The following is a 10590-nucleotide window of genomic DNA, read 5'->3' on the forward strand; positions in this document are numbered from 1 at the left end:
TACCCCCTGCCTGTAAACCTGGAGAACCTTCGCGTGTTTCAAAAAGTTGACGCCTACGCAGGCGACCCGATTCTTTCGCTCATGGAGCGCTTCAAAGAAGATGCGCGTCGCGACAAAGTGAACCTCAGTATCGGTCTGTACTACAACGAAGAAGGGATTATCCCGCAGCTGAAAGCGGTTGCTGAAGCGGAAGCCCGTCTCAATGCCCAGCCGCATGGCGCTTCGCTGTATCTGCCGATGGAAGGTCTGAATACCTACCGTCACACCATTGCCCCATTGTTGTTTGGCGCTGACCATCCTGTGCTTGCGCAGCAGCGTGTCGCGACCATTCAGACGCTGGGCGGGTCAGGCGCGCTGAAAGTGGGCGCTGATTTCCTGAAACGTTATTTTCCCGACTCTGCCGTATGGGTCAGCGATCCGACGTGGGAAAACCACATTGCGATTTTTGAAGGTGCCGGGTTCGAAGTAAGTAATTACCCCTGGTATGACAAGGCGACCAACGGCGTTCGTTTCAACGACCTGCTGGCGACGCTCGATACCTTACCGGCGCGCAGCATTGTATTGCTGCATCCATGCTGCCATAACCCAACCGGCGCAGATTTAACCCACACGCAGTGGGACGCGGTCATTGAGATACTGAAAGCCCGCGATCTGATCCCGTTCCTCGACATCGCCTATCAGGGCTTTGGCGCGGGCATGGACGATGATGCGTACGCCATTCGCGCGATCGCCAGCGCCGGGTTGCCTGCGCTGGTCAGTAACTCCTTCTCGAAGATTTTCTCTCTGTATGGCGAGCGTGTCGGCGGTCTTTCCGTGGTGTGTGAAGACGCAGACGCTGCAGCTCGCGTGTTGGGCCAGCTCAAAGCCACGGTACGTCGCAATTACTCCAGCCCACCGAATTTTGGTGCGCAGGTGGTTGCTGCCGTATTGGGTGATGAGGCGCTGAAAGCCAGCTGGCTGGCGGAAGTGGAAGCGATGCGAACCCGTATTCTGGCAATGCGTCAGGAGCTGGTGAAGGTTCTGAGTACCGAGATCCCGGGGCGTAACTTTGACTACCTGCTGCAACAGCGCGGTATGTTCAGCTATACCGGCCTCAGCGCGCTTCAGGTGGATCGCCTGCGTGATGAGTTTGGCGTTTACCTGATCGCCAGCGGACGCATGTGCGTTGCCGGTCTTAATGCCAATAACGTTCAGCGTGTCGCGAAGGCGTTTGCCGCAGTAATGTAATCTCCTACCTGTGAGGCTGGCGTCTGGTCAGCCTCTTTTTCTTCCGGTGTTTCTAACTCCAGCCACCCCTCGCATGACTGTTCCTGTTTCCACTCACTTTCTCACTCCCCTTTATTGTTAATGCATTGATTAATCATGTTTTTCTATGTTGGTACGAATACTGCAATACAACAGCAGTCTACGACCCTCAGGAGAACAACATGGAGAACATGACCTCACCCGGAACGCTGCTCAATGGAGACAATGCGACCTGGCTTGAAGAGTATTACCAGACCTGGTTGCACTCACCCGAACAGCTCCCGGAAGACTGGCGGCGTTTTTTTATTTCTCAGGAATTGTCTTCCACTGAAACCTGTTCAGCGGTAATGGCGTCTGGCCCGGCATTAAAAAAACAGGCTGCGGTAACGCAGTTGATTCATGCCTGGCGACATTTCGGACATCTCAGAGCGAAGCTGGATCCGCTGTCATTGGTGGAACTCCCCGACGTGCCGCAACTGACACCCGCATTTTGGGGCTTAACGGAGGACGATTTACGCCAGGAATTTAACGTCACCTTTGGCGAACACAGTACCCAGATGCCGCTTAAGCAGATTATCTCCATGCAGGAACAGGCATGGGCGGGAAGTCGCGCATATGAACTGGCACATCTGGATAACCGTGACGAAATCACCTGGCTGTTGGCGCGTATTGAGCGCAGCAATGCGCCGCAGGCGGATGCGCAAACCTGCCTGGAGCGATTCGATAATCTGGTGGCCGCAGAAACGCTTGAACGCTATCTGCATACCCGTTACGTCGGTCAAAAACGCTTCTCGCTGGAAGGCGGGGAAAGCGCAATCCCGGCGCTGATTACGCTGGCGAAACGTGTACGTGAGCAGGGCGTTGATGAGCTGGTTATCGGTATGGCGCATCGCGGGCGTCTGAACGTACTGATCAATTTACTGGGTAAAGATCCGGCGCAACTGTTTGCGGAATTCGAAGGAAAACAGACGATTGGCACCGGTTCTGGCGATGTGAAATACCATATGGGGTATTCCACCAATATGCAGACGCCGGCGGGATTGCTGCACATTGCATTGGCCTACAACCCGTCGCACCTGGAAATTGTTAACCCGGTGGTGCTTGGGCAGGTACGGGCGCGGCAGAATCGGCGTGGCGAAAATGGTCAGGATTGCGTCATGGGCGTATTGATTCATGGCGATTCCGCGCTCGGCGGGCTGGGCGTAAACCAGACCACTTTTAACCTGTCGCAAACCACAGGCTACGGTACCGGCGGCACCGTTCATCTGGTTGTCAACAATCAGGTCGGATTTACCACCGCCCGTTTACAGGACATGCGTTCCTCACGCTACTGTACGGATATCGCCAAAATGGTGGCGGCACCGGTGATCCACGTTAACAGCGATGATGTCGACGCCGTTTGTCAGGCGATTGAGCTGGCCTGTGACTGGCGAAATACCTTCCACCGCGACATCGTCATCGATCTGGTCTGTTTCCGTAAGCACGGTCATAACGAAAGTGATGAACCTCGTCTGACGCAACCGCAGATGTACCAGGCGGTAGACAGTCATCCGGGAACGCGAACCCGCTACGGTGAGATGCTTTCCCGCCGTGGTGTTCTGACACCCGCCCAGCAGGATGAAAAAGTCAGTGCCTATCGCGACTGGCTGGACGCCTGCCAGAAACGCGATCCGCTGCCGGTGCCGGATGCCACGCATCCGTTTAGCGCTAACTGGGAGGGTTTAAGCAACCCGCAGTGGAGCGCGCAGCCGGAAACCGCCCTGTCGGGAGAAGAGCTGGCCCGTTACGGCGACCTCCTCACCACACTTCCACACGACGTGGTCGCCCATCCCACCATCAAGCGCCAGCTTGCCCTGCGCAAAGAGATGACGGCAGGTACCCAACCGGTGGACTGGGGGATGGCAGAAACCCTGGCTTATGCCTCGCTGGTCGATCAGGGCATCGGCGTGCGGTTGTCCGGCGAAGATTCTGGACGCGGCACGTTCAGCCATCGCCATGCCGTGGTGCATGACCAGACGCAAGCGGGTCGCTACCTGCCGTTACAGCATATCCGCGAGGGGCAGGCACCTTTCGAGGTCTTTGACTCCGTATTGAACGAAGAGGCGCTGCTGGCCTGGGAATACGGTTACTCCACCTCTGCACCGCAGCAACTGGTGATTTGGGAAGCGCAGTTTGGCGATTTCGCCAATGGCGCACAGGTCGCCATCGACCAGTTTATCTGCTCAGGCGAAACCAAATGGGGACGCTATAGCGGGTTAACCATTCTGTTGCCACACGGCTACGACGGACAGGGGCCGGAGCACTCTTCGGGTCGTCCTGAGCGCTGGCTGCAACTCTGTGCAGAACAAAACATGCACGTAGTGATGCCAGGGGATTCAGCGCAAATGTTCCACCTGCTGCGCGGGCAAGCGTTACGCCCAATGCGCAAACCGCTGGTGGTATTTATGAGTAAGCGCTTACTTCGATTTAAAGGTGCGATGAGTGAGCTTTCCGCGTTGAGTTCAGGGAGTTTCCAACCGGTCATTACCGACACCTTCCCGCGCGATTCGTCGCAGGTTAAGCAGGTCATTCTGTGCAGTGGTCAGGTCTATTACGACGCTCTGGAAGCCCGCAAACAGCGCGGTCTTGATGAGTGCGTGGCAATCGTGCGCGTAGAACAGCTCTATCCGTTCCCAACCGACGAGCTTAACGCCGCGCTGGCGCAATGGCCGCAGTGTTCACGCTGGGTCTGGCTACAGGAAGAACCGGAGAATCAGGGCGCGTGGCGGCAAATTCACCATGAACTGACGGCGTTGGCACTGGATAAACCGTTCTGGCATTACGCGGGGCGTCCGGCCGCCGCTGCACCGGCAACGGGTTATGGCCGCGTTCATAAACAACAAATTGACGATTTTCTTGCGGATGCGTTTGCGCACATCCAGCCATAAAAAAATAACAAGGAAAATATCTGATGATTGAAATTACTGTCCCTCAATTACCGGAGTCTGTGTCGGAAGGCACGTTGACGACGTGGTGTAAAAAAGAAGGCGATTTCGTGCGCCGTGATGAAGTCGTCGCAGAGCTGGAAACGGACAAAGTGATCCTCGAAATCCCTGCGCCGCAGGATGGCGTATTAACGCGCATTCTGGTCGAGGAAGGCAATGAGGTGGGCTCTTCTCAACTGTTGGCTTATCTGGAGCCGCAGGCCGCTGCTGCTGAAGTGGTCATCGCAGAGGTGGAACCGACCGCCATGCCGGCTGCGCGTCTTGAAGCCCAGCGCAGCAATGTGGATCTTGCACAGGTTGCCGGGAGCGGACGTCAGGGCCGCATCCTGAAAGAAGATGTGCTGCAGCATGCGCAGTCTGCCGCTCCAGCACCGGCGCCAGCGCCTGCACCGACGATGGCACCGGATACCCCGCGTCCTGTCGCTCCCGCCGGTTCTCGCGAGGAACGTCGCGAACCCATGTCACGTTTGCGCGCACGTATTGCCGAACGTTTGCTGGCCTCGCAACGGGATAACGCCATTCTGACCACGTTCAACGAAGTGAATATGCAGAACGTGATGGATTTGCGCGCCCGCTGGAAAGACCGCTTTGCCGAAAAACACGGCGTGAAGTTGGGCTTTATGTCGTTCTTCGTGAAAGCCGTCACCCGTGCCCTTGAGCGTTTTCCAATCGTCAATGCCAGCGTTGAGGGCAATGACATTGTCTGGCGCGACTACTGCGACATCGGGATTGCGGTCAGCAGCAACCGTGGGCTGGTGGTGCCGGTGCTGCGCAATGCGCAAACCCTTTCTCTTGTCGATATCGAACGGCAAATCGCCGATTACGCCGCGCTGGCGCGTGCAGGAAAACTGCCGCTGGAAGCGTTGCAGGGCGGCTCGTTCTCCATCACTAACGGCGGCACGTTTGGCTCCATGATGTCCACGCCGATTATCAACCCGCCGCAATCGGCCATTCTCGGGATGCACGCCATTACCCCGCGTCCGGTTGCCGAAAACGGTCAGGTCGTGATTCGCCCGATGATGTACCTCGCCCTCAGCTATGACCATCGCATTATCGATGGACAAGAAGCGGTGCAAACGCTGGTGGCGATCCGTGAACTGCTGGAAGCGCCAGAACAACTGTTGCTGGATCTGTAAGGAGAAGAGTGATGAGTGCATTTTTTGACGTCGCGGTCATCGGTGGCGGTCCCGGTGGATATGTAGCGGCGCTCCGGGCGGCGCAGCGCGGGCTGAATGTGGTGTGTATTGATGATGGGGTCAACGCGCAAGGCGAACCGTCGCCGGGCGGCACCTGCCTGAACGTCGGCTGTATACCGTCAAAATCGCTGCTGCAATCGTCCGAACTGTTTGCCCAGATCCAGCATGAAGCGGCGATTCACGGCGTTAAGGTCAAGGAGGTGTCGTTTGACGTTCCTTCGATGATCCAGCGTAAAGACGCCATCGTGCGTCGCCTGACACAGGGGATACGCCTGCTGTTTGAAAAAAATAAGGTGACGCATATTTCTGGCCAGGCAACGCTGCGGGAACAGCATGAGGGGCTCTGGCAGGTGCAGGTCAACGAGCAGACGGTGAGCGCCAAAAATGTGGTGATTGCGACTGGCTCACAGCCGCGCCAGCTTGCGGACGTGGCGACGGACAACACGCACATTCTGGATAATCGCGGCGCGCTGTCATTAACCGAATGCCCGGCGCGTCTGGGGGTGATTGGCGCGGGGGTGATCGGCCTGGAGCTTGGTTCTGTCTGGAATCGCGTGGGCGCACAGGTCACGCTGCTGGAAATGGCGGAAACCTTCCTGCCCGCACTGGAGCCGAGAATGGCGAACGAAGTGCGTAAAGCGATGGTTGCCAGCGGTCTGGAGATGCAGTTCGGGGTCAGCATTGATGTGGTCGAACGCCAGGGTGACGAGGTCGTTATTCGCTGGCAGCAGGGCGGAAAAGTACAGGAAACGCGCGTCGACAAGCTGATTGTCGCCATTGGCCGTGAGCCACGTTTGTCCGGGATTGATCTGGCGGCGCTGGGGCTGGCATCGAATGGGCGTGGCGGCATTGAGGTTGATGCGCTGTGCCGCACGGGAAAACCCGGTCTGTGGGCGATTGGCGATGTCGTACGTGGGCCGATGCTGGCACATAAAGCGATGGAGGAAGGTCTGAATGTCGCCGATCAAATTGCGGGACTGCCCGTCGAGCCGGTCAACTTCTCGCTGATCCCTTCTGTGATTTACACCCAGCCGGAAGTGGCGTGGGTGGGTGAAAGCGAATCGACGCTGAAAGCCTCCGGTATCGACTTCACCAAAGGTCATTCACTGTTTGCGGGCAACGGTCGCGCGCTGGCGCTGGGGCAGGATGGCGGGCGCTGTACGCTCTACGCCGACAAACGCACCGATCGCGTACTGGGCGGGGCGATTGTCGGCCCGCAGGCTTCTGAACTGATTAACGAAATTGGGTTGGCGATGACGTTTAGCGCCTCGGGCGAAGATATCGCCTGCGCGGTACATGCGCATCCCACGTTGAGTGAAGTCATACACGAAGCGGCAATGGCGCTGAATAAACAGGCGCTCCACGGATAACGTTCAATACCACCGAGAGACATTATGAATTTACATGAGTATCAGGCCAAATCCTTGCTGGCCGGCATGGGAATGCCATGCCCGAAAGAAATTGCGATTCAACATATTACGGAGTTACCAGAGGCGTGGAGCCGCATCGCCAGCGAAAGCAAAGGCGCCGTGCTGAAAGCGCAGGTACATGCCGGGGGACGAGGTAAAGCGGGCGGCGTGAAGGTGCTGACGCAGTTCCAGCAGGCTGAAGCTTTTGCTGAGCAAATGCTCGGCTCGCAGCTGGTGACTTATCAAACTGGGCCAGAAGGCCAGTATGTCAGCAGCATTCTGGTGTGTGAAAACATCTACCCGGTACGCCAGGAACTGTACTTTGGCATGGTGGTGGATCGTGAAAGTCAGTGTGTGACGTTTATTGTCAGTCCGGAAGGTGGGGTCGAGATTGAAAAAGTCGCTCATGAGACGCCTGAGAAAATCGGCAGCGTCAGCGTGGATCCGCTGACGGGCATTCAACCCTGCCATATTCGGGAGATGTTCACGGTTTTGAACCTTGAAAATTCGCTGTTCCCGGCGTTCAGTCGTTTAGCGAATCAGGCATGGAAGGCCTTTAACGAACTGGATTTTGCCCTGCTGGAAATTAACCCACTGGTGCTGCGTGAAGACGGTGGATTTATGTGCGCTGACGCGAAAGTGTCGTTAGATGACAACGCACTGTATCGCCACCCGGAATTGCAGGCGATGCGCGATGAAACGCAGGAAGATCCTCGCGAAAGCCAGGCGGCAAAACTCGATCTCAACTACGTCTCGCTGGACGGCAATATCGGCTGCATGGTCAATGGCGCTGGGCTTGCGATGGCGACCATGGACATCATCAAACTCTATGGCGAGCAACCGGCTAACTTCCTCGATGTGGGCGGCGGTGCGACGCAGGAACGCGTCAGCGAAGCGTTCAGGCTAATTGTCTCTGACGACAAAGTGCAGGCCATTCTGGTCAACATTTTCGGTGGGATTGTGCGTTGCGACATGATCGCCCGCGCCATCATTCACTCCCTGCGGGAAACGGAAATTACCTTACCGGTCGTTGTACGTCTGTCTGGCAATAATGCGGCTGAAGGGCAACGTTTGCTGGCGGAAAGCGGCCTCGCGGTGGAAGCCGTTGGCTCTCTGGATGATGCCGCTAAGCGCATTATCGCATTACTGAATTAACTGGAGGTTAGCGTGAGCGTTTTGATTGATAAGCATACCCGGGTTCTGGTGCAGGGCATTACCGGTAAAAATGGGACGTTTCATACCGAGCAGGCGATCGCGTATGGCACAAACATCGTCGGCGGCATCACGCCAGGGAAAGGCGGGCAACTGCATCTGGATCGCCCCGTTTTCAATTCGATGAAAGAGGCGATGAAACAGACAGAAGCGGATGCCAGCGTGATTTATGTGCCTGCGCCGTTTGTGCTGGATTCGGTTGTTGAGGCCGTTGAGGCTGGCGTTAAATTGATTGTGGTGATCACCGAAGGCGTTCCAACGCTGGATATGGTGAAAGTACGCCGCCTGCTGGATTGTCATCCGGATGTCCGTTTAATCGGCCCGAACTGCCCGGGCATTATTACGCCAGGGGCGTGTAAGATCGGTATTATGCCTGGCGATATTCATCGCCCAGGACGCATCGGCATTATTTCCCGCTCAGGGACATTAACCTATGAAGCCGTTGCACAGACCACGGCGCTGGGGTTAGGCCAGTCGACCTGTATTGGTATTGGCGGCGATCCGGTTCCCGGAACGAACTTTATTGATGCGCTACGTTTATTTGCTGATGATCCGCAAACCGATGCGGTCATTATGATTGGCGAAATTGGCGGGAATGCAGAAGAACGTGCCGCAGAGTTTATTCGTCACGAAATGAACAAACCGGTCATTGGCTATATTGCGGGTGTTACTGCACCGAAAGGAAAACGTATGGGACACGCCGGAGCCATTATTTCTGGCGGTAGCGGCAGTGCCGAAGATAAATTCCGTGCCTTTGATCAGGCGGGTATGGCCTGGACAAGAAACCCAGCATTAATCGGCGAGACATTATGGAATGCCATTAAGTAATTAACGGCAATGTAACAGGGGGCGATAAGCCCCCTTTTTTATGTGTGCGGTTTTATATTCACCTTTTTTACCTGTGCGGAAATTCACGCATTTTATCGAGAGTGATTTTTATCAAATACCTTGAATAACAGTGTCTTAGTGTATTTTAAAAAGATGGCATAACACCTGCATTAGAGAAACAGGTCTTTTATCTTTCACGTTGAGGTGATTATGTCATCAGTCCCTAATAATGTTGCGCAAAAGCGTAGCATCATTCCTAACCCCGGTTTATTGCTCGCCATTATTGCCGGTCTTATTATTATGTTCCTGCCGCTAGGTGACTCATTACCGGTCGCCGGGCAACATATGATTGCGATTTTAGTTTTTGCAATCATTGTCTGGATAAGCGAAGCGATGGATTATACCGCCAGCGCGATTGTCATTTCGGCGTTGATTATTTTTATGGTTGGCTTTGCGCCGGATATGAACCATCCGGACACTATTCTGGGAACAGAGAAAGCCCTGAAAATGACGCTCTCAGGGTTTTCTAACTCTGCGCTCGCCCTGGTCGCGGCGGCGATGTTTATTGCGGCGGCAATGACGATAACCGGTCTGGATAAGCGGATCGCGTTATTTACCATGTCAAAAATAGGCGCCAGTAGCCGGAGCATTATTATTGGCGCGATTGTCGTGACCATCGTATTGAGCCTGGTGGTTCCCAGCGCCACGGCCCGTACTGCCTGCGTAGTGCCGATTATGATGGGGGTTATTGCGGCATTTAAGGTCGATAAACACTCCCGCCTTGCGGCATCCATGATGATTGTTATCGCTCAGGCAACCAGTATCTGGAACGTGGGTATCCAGACTTCCGCCGCGCAGAACCTGCTTTCCATCGGCTTTATCAATAAAACCTTTGGTGCTGGCCATTCGATCAGCTGGCTCGACTGGCTGTTAGCGGGCGCCCCCTGGAGCCTGGCGATGTCAGTGATCCTCTACTTCCTGGCCCGAAAACTGCTGCCGCCGGAAACGGAAGCGGTTGAAGGAGGCAGCGATGCGATTAAAAAAGCGCTGGTGGAATTGGGGCCAACAACGGGAAAAGAAAAACGCCTGATTGCTATCTCATTGTTGTTGCTGGTGTTCTGGTCTACTGGCGGAAAACTGCACAGTATCGACACGACCTCCGTGACGCTGGCAGGGCTGGCGGTCATGCTGATGCCGGGCATTGGTGTGATGCAGTGGAAAGAAGTTGAGAAGCGCGTGCAGTGGGGGACGTTGCTGATGTTTGGTATCGGGATTAGCCTCGGTTCTACGCTGCTTGATACCCAGGCGGCATCCTGGATGGCGAATTACGTCGTGCAAGGTTTTGGTCTGGATGCGTTACCTCCGCTGGCGATCTTCGCCATTCTCGCCGCGTTCCTGATTGTCATCCACCTTGGATTCGCCAGCGCCACTGCGTTAACCGCCGCGCTGTTGCCGATTCTGATCAGCCTGTTGAGCAGTCTGCCGCCGGAACTGGGCGTTAACCCTATTGGTATGACCATTCTGCTGGCCTTTAGCGTGAGTTTTGGTTTCATTTTGCCGATTAATGCGCCGCAAAACATGGTGTGTCTGGGGACCGATACCTTCTCGCCGCGCCAGTTCACCCGCGTGGGGATTTGGCTCTCGGTGATTGGCTATTTGCTACTGCTGTTTTTTGCCGCCACCTGGTGGAAATTTCTGGGTCTGATGTAAGGAGAT

The 10590-nt window shown here is 55.5% G+C and carries 7 protein-coding genes; all 7 read left to right on the plus strand.

Annotation, left to right across the window (positions count from 1 at the left end; translation table 11 throughout):
• Positions 1–33 precede the first annotated feature (33 nt).
• Positions 34–1227 (plus strand): aromatic amino acid transaminase, encoded by a 1194-nt coding sequence (gene tyrB, locus AC07NP_RS10070; protein WP_494660382.1) that lies wholly within the window; start codon positions 34–36, stop codon positions 1225–1227.
• A 200-nt stretch (positions 1228–1427) separates the two neighbouring features.
• Positions 1428–4172, plus strand: a complete 2745-nt coding sequence (locus AC07NP_RS10075) for a 2-oxoglutarate dehydrogenase E1 component (protein ID WP_494660383.1) — start codon at positions 1428–1430, stop codon at positions 4170–4172.
• A 23-nt stretch (positions 4173–4195) separates the two neighbouring features.
• Complete coding sequence (gene odhB / locus AC07NP_RS10080; RefSeq protein WP_494660384.1) at positions 4196–5365, plus strand: 2-oxoglutarate dehydrogenase complex dihydrolipoyllysine-residue succinyltransferase; 1170 nt, start codon at positions 4196–4198, stop codon at positions 5363–5365.
• An 11-nt stretch (positions 5366–5376) separates the two neighbouring features.
• Positions 5377–6795 (plus strand): dihydrolipoyl dehydrogenase, encoded by a 1419-nt coding sequence (lpdA, locus tag AC07NP_RS10085; protein ID WP_494660385.1) that lies wholly within the window; start codon positions 5377–5379, stop codon positions 6793–6795.
• Between the two features lie 24 nt (positions 6796–6819).
• Positions 6820–7989: an ADP-forming succinate--CoA ligase subunit beta gene (gene sucC, locus AC07NP_RS10090; RefSeq protein ID WP_494660386.1), complete on the plus strand. Its 1170-nt coding sequence runs from the start codon at positions 6820–6822 to the stop codon at positions 7987–7989.
• 12 nt (positions 7990–8001) lie between these two features.
• The gene (sucD, locus tag AC07NP_RS10095) at positions 8002–8874 is read left to right on the plus strand and encodes a succinate--CoA ligase subunit alpha (RefSeq protein WP_162381770.1); all 873 of its coding nucleotides are present in this window, start codon (positions 8002–8004) and stop codon (positions 8872–8874) included.
• A gap of 210 nt (positions 8875–9084) precedes the next feature.
• A complete protein-coding gene (locus tag AC07NP_RS10100; protein ID WP_203359286.1) occupies positions 9085–10584 on the plus strand; it encodes a DASS family sodium-coupled anion symporter in 1500 nt (499 codons plus the stop codon).
• Positions 10585–10590 lie beyond the last annotated feature (6 nt).

The sequence above is a fragment of the Citrobacter sp. GW821-FHT07H02 genome (assembly GCF_059418505.1).